The sequence below is a fragment of the Pacificibacter marinus genome (assembly GCF_018860665.1).
In the GTDB taxonomy this organism is placed as follows: domain Bacteria; phylum Pseudomonadota; class Alphaproteobacteria; order Rhodobacterales; family Rhodobacteraceae; genus Celeribacter; species Celeribacter marinus_A.
Genome location: NZ_JAHKPK010000055.1, coordinates 131,669 through 150,394, shown reverse-complemented (window position 1 = coordinate 150,394; position 18,726 = coordinate 131,669). Strand labels below are relative to the sequence as shown.

Sequence of the window (18,726 nt, the reverse complement as noted above, 5' to 3'; positions counted from 1 at the left end):
AATGGATTGTTTCATAAAGAGAGCCTAGACACTGCCCGTCGAAGGGCAAAGGCTGGCTCGATGCATAAAAGCGGAGCGTGTGCTTTCACGTTGCGGCGGTGGATGATAAACGAAGGGTCACTGCCCTTCCTATCTACGCTACAACCAAGGCAGTTAACCTGACTTAAATACCAGCATAAGGGCGTGCAATGAATATGAACGATGACATGAGCGGCAAAGAAAGCTCCGCGACACACGGCGCCTATATGACTCTGCGCGATATGATTTTAACGGGCGAATTACCCGCAGGTCAAAAGCTCAAGATCGAGCAACTGCGCGGATTACTGAAGACGGGCGCCTCGCCTGTGCGTGAAGCACTCAGCCTGCTGACGTCTGATATGCTTGTTGAACGGATAGACCAACGCGGGTTTCGCGCGGCCCCCGCCAATAAAGCAAATTTTGAGGAAATTTTAGAGCTGCGTTGCACGTTGGAAGATCTTGCACTGCGCAAATCCATTGCCGCTGCCACCCCTCAATGGGAAGAACAACTCATCCTGACGCACCATCGTATGCGTAAATCCGTTGGACAGGACATCAAAGTTTTTGAAGAGGCTCATAAGACATTTCACATGGCGTTATTGGCCAATAGTGGCTCGCCAATGCTGGAACGCTATTGCGCGCAGCTTTATGATTTAAACATCCGCTACCGTAATCTTGCAGCGGGCGGCAGCAAATATCAAAGCCGTGACATTGCAGCTGAGCACGAAGAAATTTTAGAAGCGGCAGTTCAATACAATGCGGATTTGGCCTGCACTTGTCTGCTGAAGCATTACCGCCTGACGGGCGAGTATTTAGCACGCGAAATGGATGCGTAACTCTTTTTTTGACGATTTAATTGGACGCGTTTAAAAAATATCGATATTAATTATTCCAGCGAGTCTTGGATAGCTGGAGATTATAATGCAACGAAATCGGTTTCTCGGGGATCTATTGTCCCAACTCTTTGACCGCAGTAGCACCGTGCGCGGCAAAGATGATCAACGTGATATTTACATGCTTTGTGACGCGCTTATGTCTGCAGAGGGCGAAGTCTCTGGACTGAGGCTGGCCTCGTCCATCCTTGCGCGCTACGCCGATCTAAACGAAGACGAAAAACTGGCGTTTTTCCTGTATCTCAACTCGGAACTGGACGTCGACGCGGCACATGTTGCAAAAGTCGCAACTGATTACGCCGAAACCAAAAGCCCAGCCGGGTTTACTGAACTGTGCAAAGCCGCCGAACCAAAACGCCAAGAATTATTGCGCCGCTTGAACCAGCCGTTTGGCGCCACGCATTTGCTGGTTGAAATGCGCGTCGATCTTCTCAAACTTCTAAAAACGCACCCCGAACTCGCGCGGACGAACATTGATTTTGTACATTTGTTGCGCAGTTGGTTTAATCGCGGATTTTTGGTGCTCAAGCAAATCAATTGGGACACGCCAGCGCGCATCTTGGACAAAATCGTCGCCTATGAAGCCGTGCACCAGATCGATGATTGGGATGATTTACGCCGCAGACTTTATCCACCTGATCGCCGCTGTTTTGCATTTTTCCACCCTTCCATGCCCGAAGAACCGCTTATTTTTGTCGAGGTCGCCCTGACGGCTGACATTCCAGGGTCCATCGATGCGCTGCTATCCGACAACCGTACACCCCTTGATGAAGATCAAGCGAAGGTTGCCGTTTTCTATTCCATCTCAAACTGCCAAAAGGGACTGACTGGTATCAGCTTTGGCAATCTGTTGATCAAACAAGTCGTGGCCGAACTGTCCTTGTCCTGCCCCAACATCGATACCTTTGTTACGCTCTCACCAATCCCCCTTATGACACGTTGGCTTGCAGCACCTGAAAGCGACGATGACCTGACATCCTCTGCCAAATCGGTATTGGATGACAGCGCCAGCGCCGAAACCGTGCGCGCGATGGCAGCAAGGTATCTTTTGACGGCCAAGCGCGGAGATGGCCTGCCCTATGACCCTGTCGCGCGGTTCCATTTGGGAAATGGTGCCGAAATTCACGATGTTCATGCGGGGGCGGATAGCTCTGAAAATGGATATAAACAGTCGCGTGGTGCGATGGTCAATTATCTCTATAATGTTGATCACACCGAAAAAAATCATGAAAATTTTGCACTGAGATCGACCGTTAAAGCGTCGCGCACTGTGCAAACCCTGTCGACCGCAAAGCTAGAAGCAAAGACAAAGGAACCAGCGTCTTGACCAATACACTTTATGACGCCCTGATCGCGCCGCACGCCACCAATACAAATAATTTTTTGATTTGCGACGATGGGTCGACGATCACTTATGCGGGATTTGTGCGCCGCGTGGCACAACTTGCCAATGTCCTCAAAGATGCCGGAGTCCAAGCAGGCGACCGTATCGTGGTGCAGGCGCCAAAGACCGCTGATACGATCGCGCTTTATGGGGCAGCGGTCCAAACCGGTGCAGTTTATCTGCCGCTGAACACAGCTTACACGCAGTCAGAATTGTCTTATTTTATCGGCGATTCTGGTCCACGCGTGATTGTCTGCGATGCCAAAGACACTGCGATGATGCAAGCGTTTGACGCCAAAGTTTTGACGCTGGATATGACGGGCACCGGCACGCTGTCACTGGCGGCCAATGCGGCAAGCGATCAATGCGCAACCTGTCCGCGCGGACCAGACGATCTGGCCGCACTCTTGTATACATCCGGCACCACTGGACGCTCTAAAGGCGCGATGTTGTCGCATAAAAACTTGTTGTCAAACGCGGCCTCATTGACGGATCTTTGGCAAATCACGGATCAAGACCGCCTGATCCACGCCTTGCCTATTTTCCATACGCACGGGCTTTTTGTGGCAATGAATACAAGTCTTTTGGCGGGGGCTCAGGTGCGTTTCATGGCCGCGTTCAACCAAGATAGCGTTATCGAAGAATTGCCAAAATCCACAATGTTGATGGGTGTGCCCACGTTCTACACGCGTCTTTTGGACGATCCGCGTATGGACAAAGCCCTCTGCGCCAAGATGCGGTTGTTCGTGTCTGGATCTGCGCCGCTTTTGGCCGAAACACATACCGCATTCCATGACCGCACAGGCCATCATATCCTTGAGCGCTACGGCATGACCGAAACCAATATGATCACATCAAACCCTTTTGATGGCGCGCGCATCGCAGGCACAGTGGGCTACCCATTGCCCGGAACCGAGGTGGAAATCACCAACGCACAGACAGGCGAGCCCCTTCCATCTGGCGAGATCGGCATGATCGAAGTGCGTGGGGACAACGTGTTTCAAGGCTACTGGAACATGCCTGAAAAAACGGCCGAAGAGCTGCGGACGACAGGTTTTTTCATGACCGGCGATCTTGGCATTAAATCTGCTGATGGGCGCGTGAGCATCGTTGGCCGCCAAAAAGACCTGATTATTTCTGGTGGTTACAACATCTATCCCAAAGAAATCGAAGACGTGATCAACGACATCGATGGCGTGGTTGAAAGCGCTGTTTTTGGCGTGCCACATCCGGATTTCGGCGAAAGCGTTTTGGCCGCCGTGATCTTGGAAAAAGGCGCGGACATTGCGCCTGAGACCATTGCGGCACATGTCGAACCTCTGCTGGCCCGTTTCAAACACCCGCGCAAATACATCTTACGCGATGCCCTGCCGCGCAACACGATGGGCAAGGTCCAAAAGAATGTTTTGAGAGACGAATTCAGCAGTTAATCTAAGGCGGGGGACTTACGACGAGCGCCCCGCATATAGACTTAAGCACTTATGCCTTTTGGCATCTTTGACGAAGCCGATTGGCTTCGTCTTTTTTTTACCTGACAAATTTGAGTGCGTTTTGGTTCAAAACACGATCAAGTCCGACGTCCCTCACATCTAAAATGAGTTCAGCCACATCGCAAAGTCCACCAACACCATTGATGTGGGGTGAAACTTGCGACATGGCTGATTGTCTTAGCACATATATGTCAGGGGGCGGCTTTCGCGTCAGCCTTAGTTTTCTTCTTTAAGAAGGGCCGCAATGGCGTGGGTCTCAGACAGGCGTGCGCCTTTGTACATCGCGACATCATAGCTAGAGCGCGCTTTGAGGCGATCAAACCAATCTTGTACCAATGGGAACTCTTCCGTCCAAATATCACCCATTCCTAAATCATCGATCCGGTCGATCAGAGGCGCTGCGACGACATCGGCAAGACTGAACTCATCGCCAGCAAGCCAAGGCCCGTTTTCCAATGCACGCTGCATTCGTCCACAGGTGAGCTTCATTTGATCGATGCTTTCTTGAACCGCATCTGACCCAAAACCATCTTTGGACATTTTGAGATAGAAGTGCTTGCGCAAAGGGCGCGGGCCCGCTTGTTGGTCGGCGAATTCTTCGTTTGAAAGGCCATCAAAGCGCGACAAGAACGCTTTGTTAAAAGACGGAACCCGCACTGCGTAAGTGGGCACTTCTTCAAGGAACCGCATCCAAGTGCGTACCTTTGCGCGAGCGACAGCATCTTTGGGAACAAGTGGATGATCAGGGAAGACCTCATCGATGTATTCCACGATGACACTGCTATCCATAATGGAATCGTCGTCATGCACGAGCGTTGGCACAACACCGTTTGGATTGATCGCAAGATATTCGGGCGTCAGGTGCCCTTTGTTCGCCAAATCGACGATGATGCTCTCGTATTCCAAGCCCTTTTCAGCCAAAGCAAGGCGGACTTTTTGACTGCACGTTGAATGATGTGCGTGGTATAATTTCAACATCTTTTTGCTCCTACCAGCGATCTACATCGCCATCTGCATCCATCAGGACAAAGGCGATAATACAGGTTTCGTCGAACTTGTTTGACCAAGCGTGATTGTTGCCGCGCTGAACAAGCACATCGCCAGCTTCCAAGACAAGGTCATCTTCTTCTTCATCCATCATCATCACGATCTTACCTTTGACGACGACAGCATAATCAACACTGTCCGTGCGGTGCATGAAAGGATGGCGTTGATTGTCTTTGATCCGATCCGCAGCGCCCATTTCAGCAAAGGCAGCGCGACCATCAAGCGTTTTCATCACTTCAGGGTCTTCGGGTTCAAATTCAACAAAGCGGAAAACTGTGCCATTTTTTGGTGGTTTAAGCACCAAAGGACCGTCGAGCGTCTCATCTGGTCCGTCGAATTGTGGATGGCCTTCTGTTTTCCAGAAGTTCGTCAGCGTCACGCCTGGGCGATTTGGCCTGCTTAAGACATTTGTCGCGATGTCATCGGAAACGACAATTGCTTTTCCTGTTTCATCATGCCCTGTAACGACACGCCTGATACCTTTTGACATTGAGATGTCCCCCTTTCACCTAGAATCTAGGCCAAACGGTAGCAATGCACGCAATAAATGTCGATGATTATTTTCTAATGCTTAAATATCGATATTTTTGATTGACCCGAGAATGATCAAAAGAGTAGCATCCAAGGGAGGAAAATAAGATCTGGGAGGATTCTATGCTTAACTTCAAAACATTCGCGCGCGGCGTTTCACTTGGCATGATGCTGATGGCATCACCGCTTATGGCTCAAGAAGAGCTACGTATGGGAACGGCAAGTCTTGGCGGCGCGTTCTATCCGGTGGGCCAAGCGGCCTCTAACCTTGTGAACAAATACGCCGAAGGCTACTCCATGGTCCCCGTTGTGACCTCTGGCGGCACAGAAAATCCGCGCCTGATTGGCAACGGCGAACTCGACTTTGCCATCGGCAACGCAAATACATCCTTCTTTGCACATGAAGGCCAGGCCCCTTACGCAGACCCCATCGCAATCGCGTCGATTGGTACATTGCACAACTCAGTTTTACACATTGTTACGCTCGCAGGATCTGATGTCACCTCTATCGCGGACCTCAAAGGCAAACGTGTCGCTGTAGGCCCCGCCGGTGGTGGCACATTGAACCTGCTTGGCGATGTCATGGAAATCAACGATCTGAGCTTTCGCGACATAACACCAAGCTTCGTGTCTTATGCAGATGGTTTCAGCCAGCTTTCTGATGGTTCAGTAGATGCGGCAGTTGCCTTGTCAGGCTATCCCGCTGGTGCGGTGATCCAAACGAGCACAACAGCTGATATCGCATTCGTTGATATCGGAACCGAAGGTTTGAATGAAATCATCGCCAAGCATCCCTACTACTCTATCGTTGAAGTGCCTGCAGAAGCTTACGGCACTGATGCACCGCTGACCTTGCTCGGCACGAAAAACATTCTAATCACGCAAGCTGATGCGGATGAGGAAAAAGTCTACCAAGTGACCAAAGCGATCTACGCGCATTTGGATGAATTTGCAGCCGAGAACGCCAATGCGGCACAGATCGTTGCAGAGGACGCATATGATATTGCTGTTCCCCTTCACCCAGGCGCCAAGCGTTACTTTGACGAACGCTAAGTCGTAAAATCGCCCCGTCGCATCACCAGATGTGACGGGGTTTTTCTGTCGCAATTTACTGGACCGATCACCATGAAAAAAGCCCTGTCAGCACTCACCTTTACAACCCGATGGATGGCTATTGGACTCAGCCTTTGGCACCTCTACGTTGTATCAGGCTTTGCATCCTTTTCGACACTCGAAGTGCGCATTACACACTTAACAGTGATGTTGGTTCTTATTTTTCTGGTGCTTGCATTGCGACGGTTGGAAACCCGCCCAGAAACAGGCCCGCTTATGCTGGCGATGGACCTCGGCTTGGCCGTTGCGGCGGCGGGGACCGGATATTACCTCTTTTCACGTTGGCTAGACATTGCCATGTCTGGCGGGATCACCACAGCAACCGATGCGCAAGTCGGGATGGTCGTGATCGCACTGGTAATGATCGCCGTTGTCAGACGGATCGGCTGGTTTCTCGCTGGTATTATTCTGATCTTTCTCGCCTACCCGCTGATCTCTCCTATCTTGCCCGGAGTGTTCACTTCTCGCGGCTATTCTTTGACGCGGATCTCTGAGTTTATGACAACCTCGTCGGAGGGCATCTATGGCATTCCATTGGGCGTCTCGGCCACGTTCATCATCATGTTTTCGATCTTCGGATCATTCCTCAATGTCTTTGGCGCGGGCGATTTCTTTTTCCAAATCTCCAGCCGCTTAACCAAAGGGTCTAAGGCTGCATCTGCAAAAACAGCTGTCGTGTTTTCCACATTGCTCGGTATGATTTCAGGATCTGCGGCAGGCAATGTCGCCGTCACAGGCACCATGACAATCCCGATGATGAAACGCGAAGGATATAAGCCGCACCAAGCTGCCGCTATTGAAGCCGTGGTTTCAACAGGCGGGCAACTTATGCCACCGGTCATGGGGGCTGCGGCCTTTATCATGGCTGAAATTATCGGCGTGCCCTATTCGGAAATTATGGTCGCAGCCTTGATACCTGCCATCTTGTTTTTCACATCGATCTTTTTCATGGTACACCTACAAGGCGAAAGAATGGGCATTGCGCCCGCGCCACAAAACGAAGACGAACTGCCGTTAAGCGCCATCCTTATTCCGGGTCTGCGGTTTATGATCCCGTTCTTTTTACTCGTTGGCATGATGGTCTCTGGATATTCGCCGTTCAAGTCGTCATTCACAGCACTCGGTGTTTTGCTTCTTGGATGCATTATTTTCGAATTCAGAGACTTGCGCGGTTTCTTCGCAAAATGCTTTGACGCATTGGAATCTGGCACGCACTCCGTCATGTCGATTGCCGTAGCCTGTGCGGGCGCGGGGTTGATCGCTGGCATTTTGGCAATGACCGGACTTGGATCCAAGATTTCCGGCCTGATTATCGGCGTCTCTGCTGGCGTGCCATTGATTGCGTTGATCTTGACGATGTTCGTCTCGATCATTCTCGGAATGGGGCTGCCCACAACGGCTGCCTACCTTATCCTTGCGACCGTCGTGGCCCCCGCCCTTGTTGAAATGGGTGTGCCGGTTTTAACTGCGCATTTGTTCGTGTTCTTCTACGGATGTATTTCAACCATCACCCCACCCGTTGCCCTTGCGTCCTATGTCGCAGCAGGGATAGCTGGTTCGGATATAAACAAGACAAGCTGGACCGCCTTTGCCTTTGGCATCACCAGCTACATCTTGCCGTTCATGTTCTTCTTCGGACCCGCGCTTTTGATGCAAGGCACCCCTATAGAAATTGTGGCATCTGTGACAACAGGCCTGCTCAGCGTGTTCTGTTTTTCAATCGCTGTTGTTGGTTACTTCCAACGCACTTTGGGACTGAATCTACGCATTGTGTTTGCCGTGACAGGAATCGTCATGATGTATCAATCTTGGCTAAGTGATGCGGTTGGCATCGCGGTCTTTGTCGGACTGGTCTTGTTCTTGCGTGCAGGTTCAACGTCAAACCCAAAATTGCAGGCATAAAATGAATATGGACATATCTGTCACCGACCCATGGGCGCTCATAGCCGTCGCAATTGCTATGACGCTCGGTGGCATCTTAAAGGGTGCAACCGGCGCTGGACTGCCCGTTATTGCGGTGCCAGTTCTTGCGTCGATCTATGACGTACGGGTAGCTGTTGCCGTGATGGTGGTGCCAAACCTGATTTCAAACTTGCGACAGGTTTGGAAATTCAGGAAAGCGCCCGTGGACCCTGTATTTGTTAAAATTTTGGCTGTTGTTGGGGCACTGGGCGTTGGTCTTGGCACATTTGTTTTGGCCAAGATAGAACCCGTCTATGTGCAGTTTGTGATGATCGTAATCATAGTCGTCTATATCGGCCTGAGGCTTTCAAAGCTCGACCTAAGGATCACGAAAACCAAAGCGCGTCGCTGGGTTGCCTCCGTTGGCATAATCGGCGGCGTGCTTCAAGGCGCAGTGGGTATCTCAGCACCAGTCGCTGTCACATTCCTCAACGCGATCCGACTAGACAGACCCGCCTTCATCTTGACCGTATCGACGTTTTTCGCAGCCATGTGCGTGGTGCAACTGCCAATGCAAATCAGCTTCGGCATTATGACGTTCCACACCGCACTCATCGGCTTACTTGCATTGATACCTCTCACTTTTGCGATGCCGATAGGAGAATGGATCGGCAGTAAATTCAGCGCGCGCGTTTTTGACCGAGTCATCCTCTTCTTCTTAGCAAGCCTTGCTGTAAAACTCCTGTTTGATTTATTTTAACCCACACCAAGGCTCAATGAGTTTAGCGTTGAAGGGTCAATTCGAGTTGAAGGCGTATAAAAGCGGGGAATAATCCCCCGCAAGCCCCCCAAACACATGCATTGGAGTGTTTGCGGAAACTTTTCCCACATCACGATCATAGTGACTTGCAAGATCAGACCACTGTGCGAAAACAGGCTTACAATTACAAATCTGGCTTTTGCGGGTGCTGGATGCAATTACGTTCAAATGGATATTCATCGATGACAAAAGACGCACAACATTGGTCTCAATGGTTCTGGAACAGCTTTTTTGCCGATTGGCTGGCTCGTGTTCAAGACGATCAAGGCGGCGTATTTGACGCATTGAATGCCGACGGCACCCCTGATCCAACCGCTAAAAAATCGCTTCTGGCCCAAGCCCGCACCTTATTTACGCTGTCACATGCCGCATTGGTGACGGGTGACCCATCCTTGATTGTTGCAGCCAAAAGGCAGGTCACTTTCTTGGAACACTTCCAAAAAACATCTGGATTGTATCGCTGCATGACTGCGCGTGATGGCAGTCTTACTGGACAGATAGAGGACGAATACGCGCGCAGCTATGACCAGACTTTTGTCATTCTTGGGCTGGTGACGTGGAATAAGTTGTCACCATCAGACGAGGTCTGCGCGCGGATCGATGACTGTTGGACCGCACTTGAATTGCACCTGACAGACCCCGTCACAGGACTGCTTCGCAACGATGACAGCGGCGCAAATACAGGGCCCGCACAAAACCCGCATATGCATCTGTTCGAAGCCTGTCTTCAGGCCTTCCGCATGACAGATGATGCCATCTGGCTCGCACGTGCTGCAAAGTTGCGTGCGACCGGATTGCGGTATTTTATGGACGATCAAAGCGGCAGCATTGCTGAGTTCTTGACACCCGACCTGAACCCCCTGCCCGATGCCGCAGGCCTGCGCCGCGAGATTGGGCATCAGTGCGAATGGGCTTGGCTTTTGATAGAAGAAGCCGAGCTTGCCAATGACGACAGTCTTCGTATCCCAGCAAATAGGCTCATCAACTTTGCCGATACATATGGTTTCGCGCAGGACGGTATGTTGAAAGGTGCAGCTTTTGATGCGGTCTCAACCACAGGAGATGTGGTTGAGAACAGCTTTCTGATGTGGCCACAAACCGAGGCAATCAAGATTTTAGCGACCCGTCACAGAGCCGGAGAAGCAAAGGTCGGCGCACGCGCTCAGCAGTTATTATGCCAGATGTTCGAGCACTGGTTTGAGCAGCATCCTGTCTTTATCAATCAAGTCGATGCGGCAGGAAACGTCTTATGGGATGAAGGTCTGACACGGTTGATGTATCATATTGTCATAGCAATGAGCGAGGGCGCGCGGGCAGGATTATGGAGCCTGCCATCAGCCCCCCGCACTTATTCGGTACACAAAACATCTTAAATCCAGGGCCCCATGCACCCAACTGGAACAGTCAAACGAAACACCCTGTTATTATCAGCCGCGAAGGCCCTGTTATGGGCAACTGACCGAATACAAGGTTTGCATGGGTTTACACCCCGACAGGTTTTGTTATCTTGGCGACCAATCTTGAGCACCCGCGCCACATAGGTTTGAAGCGGCCTCACAATTCACCCCAAAATCGAAAGAGTTTTCTGATGTCCGAAGTCAAATCCGGCGACAAAGTTCGCATTCATTATAAAGGCACCCTTACTGACGGCACTGTTTTTGACAGTTCCGAAGGCCGTGACCCATTGGAATTCACTGTTGGCGCGGGCCAAGTGATTGTGGGCATGGACAAAGAAATGGTTGGTATGACTGTTGGTGAAAAGAAAACCATCGTCGCTGTCGCCGAAGAGGCCTATGGCCCACGTCAAGACGAAGCGCAGCAAGACGTGCCACGCGAAATGATCCCCGCTGAGATCCCACTCGAAGTTGGAATGCAATTGCAAATGCAATCGCCAGAAGGCCAAGTGATCCCTGTGAGTGTTGTGTCTATCGGCGAAGACGTCGTGACATTGGACGCGAACCATACGTTGGCTGGGAAAGACCTGACATTCGACATCGAGCTTGTCGAAATCGCATAAGGGATAACGGTGCGATGGTGACCTTAGACCTTTACTGTCTTAAGGGCTCACCACATGTACCGATCTTACGTAGAAGACGGCTCGTCGTGGCGGGCCGTCTTTCTTCTTGCCACAGATGCCGTGGAATGACAGATTTTTCAGATGATAAAACCTATAGATTTCACGTCTGATTGCGCCAATTGCGCCGCCCTGTGCTGCCTGTCTTTGGCCTTTGACCAAGGCGACAGCTTTGCCCACAACAAGGCGGCAGGAACACCCTGTCATAATCTGTCTGGTTTTGGCTGCGCCATCCATAAAGACCTGACATCACAGGGGTATTCTGGCTGCGTCGCCTATCAATGCTTGGGCGCAGGGCAGCGGGTTACAGCACTGTTTGACATCACATGGCGCGATGACCCAAAAATGACGGCCCCAATGATGGACGCGTTTCGGCAAATGCGTGCGGTGCAATCCGTGCTGCAACTGCTTGATGCCGCAAGTGCCCTGCCCTTGCCCACCTTGCAAGAACAAGAACGCCGCCTTTGGCTGAACCAGCTCACGCCAGACCACTGGACACCGCGTGCGTTGGAAACCTTTGAGAATGAGGGCGTAGAGGCCGCGATTAAAACTTGGCTGCGTGGATTGGCAAAGTTCGTCCCAGCCGCGTGATCAATCAAAAAACGCGTCGCTTAGGTTTTGCGCAATCGGATCACCACATCAACTGAGGCAATTTCCATACCATCTGGCGCTGCGGGCAGACCAACAATTTTGAGATCTTCAGCGGGGGCGTCGGTCAATTCACCGCTGTCTTCCCAAAAGAAATGCGGATGCTCGTCCATATTGGTGTCGAAATAGGACCGCGTGCCATCGACGGTAACCTCTTGCATCAGCCCCGCATCACAAAAGGCGCGCAGCGTGTTATACACTGTGGCCAATGATACTTTTTCGCCAGACCTGCACACATTTGAAAACAGACTTTCCGCTGTGACATGCCGATCTTGACCATCCCCCACCAATAACGCGGCCAAAGCAACACGTTGACGTGTGGGGCGCAAATCGGCACTGGCCAGCCACGCTTCGCCACGCCGCGTTTGCACGGTCAATGATGGGCTGGTCTGTTGGCTCATGTCACTCATTCGCGTCTCGCTTCGAAAAAAGCCCCTTAATGAGGCCCTCCAATTGGCTAGTTTTGACAGTATAAGGCCTTGCGCGGGTGTTATTCAAACGAAATCCCCATATTCGCTTTAACCAAGGCTGCCCCCTGTACACTTGCACGTTTTGCTCGCACAGTGATACAGAGCCTTCAAACTGAAAAAAGACCCTAACATAAGGCAATCGCATCTATGGCCGATTTTCCGACGAGCTTCGACAAAGAAGACCTACTTAAATGCGCCCGTGGCGAACTGTTTGGTGCAGGCAATGCCCAACTTCCAGCCCCCCCCATGTTGATGATGGACCGCATCACCGATATCTCAAGTGATGGCGGCGCACATGGCAAAGGCCACGTGATGGCGGAATTCGACATCACACCAGACCTATGGTTCTTTGAATGCCACTTCCCAGGCAACCCGATTATGCCCGGCTGTCTTGGCCTTGATGGGCTGTGGCAGCTTACAGGGTTCAACCTCGGTTGGCGCGGCTGGACAGGTCGCGGTTACGCACTCGGCGTTGGCGAAATTAAACTCAAAGCCATGGTGCGCCCTGAAGCCAAGCTTCTCACATACGAAATCGATTTTACCAAAGCCATCCAAACCCGCCGCCTGACCATGGGTGTGGCCGATGGCATCGTCAAAATCGACGGCGAAGTGGCCTATGAAGTGAAAGACATGAAAGTGGCTTTGTCTGAAAGCTAGGTGCCTGCGGCACGGCGCTTTGACGTTGAAAATAAGGGCGGCGGCATGAAAGTGCTGCCGCTTTTTCACATCCGACTGACCTGCGGATCATCAACTTTTTGGGCTCAGCCACCCCTCAGCCAGAGCAGCCTCACTTGGCTCAAAGCTCTTGATCTCAAGCCCCGGGAATAGCGCGCCCTCAACCATAGCAGCTTTTCGTAGCCACGCTGATTCAGTGACCACAGCGCACTTGTCGAATTTGGCCAAAAGGCCGAACAGCTTTGGAAGGCGACTCATTTCAACCCCGAACGCTCCCAATGTTGGCATCGAGAAATCCGAAATTCTGTACAGCATACGACCTTGCGTCACATCCTCAGACAACGCGATCAATTGATCCAATCCTGCGCGCATCCCATCCGCATCAAGCGTACCAGACAGCTTGATATCCAAACGATCGGCTGTGTGTTTCGTAACATCAAACATAACAATGTCCTCCTGACTTATCCCCTCTATCCTAACAGATAAGAACGTAGGGTCGTTGATCTCAATCAACACGCAGGGCTTACCGCGCCTAAACCGTCCCTCACTGCCCCTCCCCCCTTGCACCTCTTGCCCAAGCTGCCGTACAAAAGGCCAAACTTATAAAAGGAGCACGCCATGCGCCGTGTCGTTATTACAGGTCTGGGAGTCGTCTCCTCTATCGGCAACAACGCCGAAGAAGTTTTGGCATCCCTGAAATCAGGCACCTCTGGCATCACTGCCAATGAAGATATGAAAGAATATGGCTTTCGCAGTCAGATCGCGGGCAATGTGAAACTCGACATCAAAGACCATGTTGAAAAGCGTGCTTTGCGCTTCATGGGGCCTGGTGCGGCCTATGCCTCTATCGCGATGTCTCAGGCGATTGCAGATTCAGGTCTGGAAGAAAGTGATGTCATCAATGTGCGCACAGGTCTGATCGCTGGCTCTGGCGGCCCGTCCACATCGGCGATGTTTGCGGCGCATCAAACTGTGCTGAAATCAGGTGCCACTAAGCGCGTTGGTCCGTTTGCTGTGCCAAAATGCATGGGCTCGACCATCTCTGCGAATCTCGCGACAGCGTTTCAGATCAAGGGCATCAACTATTCCATCACCTCGGCCTGTTCCACATCTTTGCACTGCATCGGGTCTGCCTCAGAACAGATCATGATGGGCAAGCAAGACGTGATGTTTGCAGGCGGCGGCGAAGAGTTGGATTGGTCACTCTCTTGCCTCTTCGATGCAATGGGCGCGATGTCCAGCAAGTACAACGACACGCCGACACGCGCCTCACGTGCCTTTGACGCGAACCGTGATGGTTTTGTCATCAGTGGTGGCGGTGCTATCTTGGTGCTTGAAGAACTCGAGCACGCAAAAGCGCGCGGCGCGAAAATCTATGCAGAAGTCACAGGCTACGGCGCGACATCTGACGGCGCTGACATGGTGGCTCCATCCGGTGAGGGCGGTGAACGCGCCATGAAAGTGGCCCTGTCCACACTCGGCGCTGATCGCAAAATCGGCTACATTAATGCACACGGCACATCCACGCCTGTCGGCGATGTGGGCGAAGTGGAGGCGGTCCGCCGCACATTCGGTGAAGGCTCAACGCCACTAATTTCATCCACGAAATCCATGACCGGCCACTCTCAAGGGGCGACGGGCGCGCAAGAAGCCGTCTATTGTCTGCTGATGCTGCAAAACGATTTCATCGCACCGTCGATCAACGTGGAAACGCTTGATCCAGCGATCAACGCAAATGAAATCGCAACCACACGCATCGACAATGCGGGCCTTGATAGTGTCATGACCAACAGCTTCGGCTTTGGCGGCACCAACGGGTCTATGATCATGTCAAAATACCGCGATTAATTTTGAGACCTATACAACATGTCAACGGCCGCGCCTCATCGCGTGGCCGTTTTGCGTTTACCCATACGTCACAAGCAACACACCGACGAGCCCCCCACAAAAACGCTTTGGGTTAGGAATGAGTAAAATGAAAACAATATTGAAAATTTGTATTTTGGGAGCCGCTTTGGCGGGTTGCACGCAAGGATCAGGCAATCTGCCTGTGCGCACGACACCACAAGCCCAGCACCCAAGCCAGTGGGCGCGCGCACAAAGTCATGCGACCCCTAGTTATACAGCTGCAAGCGCTGTTACGGTGGCACCTGTAGAGCAAGCCGACACATGCGGCGCGTCTCGGTATCAAAGCCTTGTTGGCGGTCCGTCCCGTGCGACATCTGGGCTAAATATCCCCAGCAGCTCAAGACATTACGGCAGCGATGAAATCGTCGCCACAAACACGCCCTCACGGTTGAATTTTGTTCACAGCGGCACGGCTGTCGAATCTGTGATTGATCCCATGTCCAAAGTTATCCGCGTCTTTTGTGGATAGACATAGCTGAGATTATGCACGCCAGTTTCCCACATGAAAGAAACGAAAAAATCAAAACGGAAACGCCCAGGCAATAGCTGCTTGGGCGTTTTGTAATATGCATCCTACTGCAAATCAGTTTAGGCAGCGGCTCTCGCTGCAAAGATTTCTTTTGCGGCGAACAGCCCATTTAAGGCAGCAGGAAAGCCAGCATAGACAGCCATCTGCATGATAACCTCTACTATTTCGTTTTGCGTCAAACCAACATTCAAGCCCGCCTCGATGTGGACTTTCAATTGTGGCGTGGCGGTTCCCATCGCGGTCAGTGCGGCAATCGTTGCAATTTCCCGATCCCGAAGAGCAAGCGCGGGACGTGCATAGATATCCCCGAATGCAAACTCGAGCAGATAGGTTGCGAAATCGGGCGCTATATCTGCCAATGCATCGATGACATTCTGGCCAGCTTCTCCGTCGATTTCAACCAAAGCGCGCTTACCGCGTTCCAGCCGCGTCAGGGAACTGTCTATCTGGTGTGTTGTCGTCATGGTGCGTCCTTTTCTCTGTGTCGACATAACTGTCGATTTTGGTGTCAAGAACGAGAAGGCTGACCTGTAAGGCGTTAAGTTTGCGCCGAACCATTTCACGATGCGTTTCAAGAATCGCGCGACGTTCAAGTCCCGTATGCGTACCTTGTTCGCGCAAACGCGCATAGCGCAACATGTCTTGGATCGACATTCCAGTGGTTTTCAGGCGGCCCAAAAACTCGGTCCAAATTAAGATCGAGGGATCATAGTCACGCCGCCCCCCAGCATCACGATCCGCAACAGGCAACAAGCCGATCCGCTCATAATAGCGGATCGTATGTGTCGACAATCCCGAACGTTTCGCAAGCTCACCAATCTTCATTTCAGTATGATTCCCGTTAAGACGCGGCAACAGATACAGGTTAGAGTGTACTCTAAGTCAAGAACTTCGCTGATAAACAAAACCATGGTCCAGTCTGTGATGCACGGCGCTCAGCAAGATCGCCGAAATATCTCGACGACTTTTAACTGCAATGGAGGCGCGCTAAAATAAGTGCACCACCCTTTGGGCCCTTCCAAAAACTTGACGTTGCCTGCGAAACACGCCAAACACACGACCAACAAAATAAGGGGTTTTACGATGGCGGATCTACTCAAAGGCAAGCGCGGTCTCATCATGGGCGTCGCGAACGAGCGCTCAATTGCTTGGGGCATCGCGCGATCTTGTGCAGCTGAAGGCGCTGAATTGGCATTTACCTATCAAGGCGAAGCCTTTGGCAAACGTTTGGCCCCTTTGGCAGCAACCGTTGGCTCGGACACGATGGTCGACGTTGACGTCACCAACCCTGAGCAAATGGATGCGGCGTTTGCAGCTCTCAAAGACAAATGGGGCACGCTGGATTTCGTTGTCCACGCCATCGCATATTCTGACAAAAACGAACTCACAGGTCGCATCCGCGACACCACTGTCGAGAACTTCAAAAACTCGATGCACATCTCGTGCTATTCGTTCATCGACGTGGCCAAACGCGCGGCTGAACTGATGCCTGATGGCGGGTCGCTGATCACGCTCACTTACGGTGGTTCAAACCGTGTTACGCCAAACTACAACGTTATGGGTGTGGCCAAAGCCGCACTTGAATCTGCTGTGCGCTACCTCGCCAATGATCTCGGCCCGCAAGGTATTCGCGTCAATGCAGTTTCACCTGGTCCGATGAAAACACTTGCAGGCGCTGCCATCGGTGGCGCGCGTCGCACCTATCGCTTTGCCGAAGAAAACGCGCCTTTGCGTTCGAATGCGACTTTGGACGCTGTTGGCGCAACTGCTGTATATCTAAACTCAGATGGCGGCGCCTATACCACTGGTGAAATCATCCGTGTTGACGGCGGGTTCCACACCATCGGTATGCCGCAAGTCGAAAACCTGTAAGGCAACGTGATATCCAAAATGAAACGGCTCGCAATTTTGCGAGCCGTTTTGTGTTTTTTCAAACCCATGCTGCCTGAATGAACCAAGACAAGGCCAAACGCTAGACAAGAAAATCACGCGCGAGATCAGGCGTAAACTAAAAGGATGTTAGGTCTATGAAACGTTTAAAACTTGGTATGGTTGGTGGCGGTCAGGGTGCGTTTATCGGAGCAGTGCACCGTATTGCCGCCCGTCTTGACGCAAAGTGGACTTTGACGGCGGGAGCCCTATCGTCCGATCCCAAGCGCGCCGCGGCATCAGCAGCCGATCTCGGCATCGCAGCGGATCGCGCCTACAGCAGTTACAGTGATATGGCCAAGGCAGAAGCCGCGCGCCCAGACGGGATTGACGCTGTTGCAATCGTGACCCCAAACCACATGCACGCAGGACCCGTGATCGCATTTTTAAACGCAGGCATTCATGTGATCTGTGACAAACCACTCACAACGACACAAAAAGATGCGGATGCCATAAAGGCCGCCACCCAAACGTCTAAGGCAAAATTCTTCCTGACTCACAATTACACTGGATATCCGCTCATGCGGCAAGCCCGCGAAATGATCGCGCGAGGTGATCTGGGTCGATTGCGTGTGGTTCAAGCCGAATATGCGCAAGATTGGCTGACCGAGGACATCCAAAACAAGCAAGCCGATTGGCGCACGGATCCCAAACGATCAGGTGCAGGCGCGATTGGTGACATTGGTACCCATGTTTACAACCTGCTGACTTTCGTGTCTGGGCTTAAAACCGACGCGCTGTCAGCAGAGCTGCACAGTTTTGTGGATGGACGTCAGGTCGATGACAACGCCCATATCCTTTTACGCTTCAAAGGCGGCGCAAGAGGCATGATTTGGGCAAGCCAAGTCGCTGTAGGATGTGAAAATAATCTGACGCTGCGCATTTACGGCGACAAAGGCAGTATTGAATGGGACCATGTAAACCCAAACCAAATGCGTTTTACCAAGTTTGGCACCCCCACACAGATCTTAACCCGCGGCGGTGCTGGATTGGGCGTGGGGGCTGACCGCTGGACTCGTCTCCCACCAGGGCATCCCGAAGGCTATCTTGAGGGCTTCGCCAATTTGTACAGCGATGCTGCAAAGGCAATCATCGGTTCGCATCATGACGACCTTCTGCCAGGAATCGATGCTGCGATGGACGGGATGTGGTTTATTTCAGCTTGTCAAAAAAGTTCAGCGCAAGATACGGCGTGGGTTTTCAAATGAGGCATTAATCTGCATGTGACCGACAAAATGGTGTTGAAGCCCTCTGATCATTCATGCTCCGTGGTCGTATTTCAATGCGTCGGTCAC

At 51.9% G+C, this 18,726-nt stretch carries 20 protein-coding genes; 14 read left to right on the top strand and 6 right to left on the bottom strand.

What is annotated here, in order from left to right; all coding sequences use genetic code 11:
• The first annotated feature begins 188 nt into the window (after positions 1-188).
• The 3 genes from KO497_RS14670 (at position 189) to KO497_RS14660 (ending at position 3,725) form a co-directional block, all read left to right on the top strand.
• Positions 189-854 carry a GntR family transcriptional regulator gene (locus tag KO497_RS14670; RefSeq protein ID WP_215944696.1) on the top strand — a complete coding sequence of 222 codons (666 nt, stop codon included), beginning with the start codon at positions 189-191 and terminating at the stop codon, positions 852-854.
• Positions 855-939: 85 nt separating this feature from the next.
• Positions 940-2,238 carry a malonyl-CoA decarboxylase gene (locus tag KO497_RS14665; RefSeq protein ID WP_215944695.1) on the top strand — a complete coding sequence of 433 codons (1,299 nt, stop codon included), beginning with the start codon at positions 940-942 and terminating at the stop codon, positions 2,236-2,238.
• A complete protein-coding gene (locus tag KO497_RS14660; protein ID WP_215944694.1) occupies positions 2,235-3,725 on the top strand; it encodes a malonate--CoA ligase in 1,491 nt (496 codons plus the stop codon). The genes KO497_RS14665 and KO497_RS14660 overlap by 4 nt, the downstream gene beginning before the upstream one ends.
• 276 nt (positions 3,726-4,001) lie before the next feature.
• On the opposite strand, the gene KO497_RS14655 is transcribed toward KO497_RS14660, so the two are convergent.
• On the bottom strand, positions 4,002-4,763 hold the full coding sequence (locus tag KO497_RS14655; protein WP_215944693.1) for a glutathione S-transferase family protein: 762 nt from the start codon (positions 4,761-4,763) through the stop codon (positions 4,002-4,004).
• 10 nt (positions 4,764-4,773) lie between these two features.
• Positions 4,774-5,322 (bottom strand): cupin domain-containing protein, encoded by a 549-nt coding sequence (locus tag KO497_RS14650; RefSeq protein ID WP_215944692.1) that lies wholly within the window; start codon positions 5,320-5,322, stop codon positions 4,774-4,776.
• A gap of 164 nt (positions 5,323-5,486) precedes the next feature.
• On the opposite strand from KO497_RS14650, the gene KO497_RS14645 reads away from it, so the two are divergent.
• The 6 genes from KO497_RS14645 (at position 5,487) to KO497_RS14620 (ending at position 11,863) form a co-directional block, all read left to right on the top strand.
• The gene (locus tag KO497_RS14645) at positions 5,487-6,416 is read left to right on the top strand and encodes a TAXI family TRAP transporter solute-binding subunit (protein ID WP_215944691.1); all 930 of its coding nucleotides are present in this window, start codon (positions 5,487-5,489) and stop codon (positions 6,414-6,416) included.
• A gap of 72 nt (positions 6,417-6,488) precedes the next feature.
• On the top strand, positions 6,489-8,378 hold the full coding sequence (locus KO497_RS14640; RefSeq protein ID WP_215944690.1) for a TRAP transporter permease: 1,890 nt from the start codon (positions 6,489-6,491) through the stop codon (positions 8,376-8,378).
• Position 8,379: 1 nt separating this feature from the next.
• Positions 8,380-9,138, top strand: coding sequence for a sulfite exporter TauE/SafE family protein (locus KO497_RS14635; protein WP_215944689.1), 759 nt, complete (start codon positions 8,380-8,382; stop codon positions 9,136-9,138).
• 242 nt (positions 9,139-9,380) lie between these two features.
• A complete protein-coding gene (locus KO497_RS14630) occupies positions 9,381-10,571 on the top strand; it encodes an AGE family epimerase/isomerase (protein WP_215944688.1) in 1,191 nt (396 codons plus the stop codon).
• A gap of 215 nt (positions 10,572-10,786) precedes the next feature.
• Positions 10,787-11,215: an FKBP-type peptidyl-prolyl cis-trans isomerase gene (locus tag KO497_RS14625; protein ID WP_215944687.1), complete on the top strand. Its 429-nt coding sequence runs from the start codon at positions 10,787-10,789 to the stop codon at positions 11,213-11,215.
• 141 nt (positions 11,216-11,356) lie between these two features.
• Complete coding sequence (locus KO497_RS14620) at positions 11,357-11,863, top strand: hypothetical protein (protein WP_215944686.1); 507 nt, start codon at positions 11,357-11,359, stop codon at positions 11,861-11,863.
• A 20-nt stretch (positions 11,864-11,883) separates the two neighbouring features.
• Here the strand turns inward: KO497_RS14620 and irrA are convergent, their stop codons facing one another.
• Positions 11,884-12,321, bottom strand: coding sequence for an iron response transcriptional regulator IrrA (irrA, locus tag KO497_RS14615; protein WP_252729690.1), 438 nt, complete (start codon positions 12,319-12,321; stop codon positions 11,884-11,886).
• 216 nt (positions 12,322-12,537) lie between these two features.
• Between irrA and fabA the strand changes: the two genes are divergently transcribed.
• Positions 12,538-13,047 carry a bifunctional 3-hydroxydecanoyl-ACP dehydratase/trans-2-decenoyl-ACP isomerase gene (gene fabA, locus KO497_RS14610; RefSeq protein ID WP_215944684.1) on the top strand — a complete coding sequence of 170 codons (510 nt, stop codon included), beginning with the start codon at positions 12,538-12,540 and terminating at the stop codon, positions 13,045-13,047.
• Between the two features lie 90 nt (positions 13,048-13,137).
• Here the strand turns inward: fabA and KO497_RS14605 are convergent, their stop codons facing one another.
• Positions 13,138-13,509 (bottom strand): STAS/SEC14 domain-containing protein, encoded by a 372-nt coding sequence (locus KO497_RS14605; protein ID WP_215944683.1) that lies wholly within the window; start codon positions 13,507-13,509, stop codon positions 13,138-13,140.
• 174 nt (positions 13,510-13,683) lie between these two features.
• On the opposite strand from KO497_RS14605, the gene fabB reads away from it, so the two are divergent.
• The gene (gene fabB / locus KO497_RS14600; RefSeq protein WP_215944682.1) at positions 13,684-14,913 is read left to right on the top strand and encodes a beta-ketoacyl-ACP synthase I; all 1,230 of its coding nucleotides are present in this window, start codon (positions 13,684-13,686) and stop codon (positions 14,911-14,913) included.
• Between the two features lie 127 nt (positions 14,914-15,040).
• The gene (locus KO497_RS14595; protein ID WP_215944681.1) at positions 15,041-15,442 is read left to right on the top strand and encodes a hypothetical protein; all 402 of its coding nucleotides are present in this window, start codon (positions 15,041-15,043) and stop codon (positions 15,440-15,442) included.
• A 119-nt stretch (positions 15,443-15,561) separates the two neighbouring features.
• Here KO497_RS14595 and KO497_RS14590 read toward each other — a convergent pair whose 3' ends face one another.
• Both KO497_RS14590 and KO497_RS14585 read right to left on the bottom strand, forming a co-directional pair.
• Positions 15,562-15,966: a carboxymuconolactone decarboxylase family protein gene (locus KO497_RS14590; protein WP_215944680.1), complete on the bottom strand. Its 405-nt coding sequence runs from the start codon at positions 15,964-15,966 to the stop codon at positions 15,562-15,564.
• A complete protein-coding gene (locus KO497_RS14585; protein WP_215944679.1) occupies positions 15,914-16,327 on the bottom strand; it encodes a MerR family transcriptional regulator in 414 nt (137 codons plus the stop codon). Before KO497_RS14585 ends, KO497_RS14590 begins: the two co-directional genes overlap by 53 nt.
• 258 nt (positions 16,328-16,585) lie before the next feature.
• On the opposite strand from KO497_RS14585, the gene KO497_RS14580 reads away from it, so the two are divergent.
• On the top strand, positions 16,586-17,374 hold the full coding sequence (locus tag KO497_RS14580) for an enoyl-ACP reductase FabI (RefSeq protein ID WP_215944678.1): 789 nt from the start codon (positions 16,586-16,588) through the stop codon (positions 17,372-17,374).
• A 155-nt stretch (positions 17,375-17,529) separates the two neighbouring features.
• Positions 17,530-18,639, top strand: coding sequence for a Gfo/Idh/MocA family protein (locus KO497_RS14575; protein WP_252729689.1), 1,110 nt, complete (start codon positions 17,530-17,532; stop codon positions 18,637-18,639).
• The last annotated feature ends 87 nt before the right edge of the window (positions 18,640-18,726 follow it).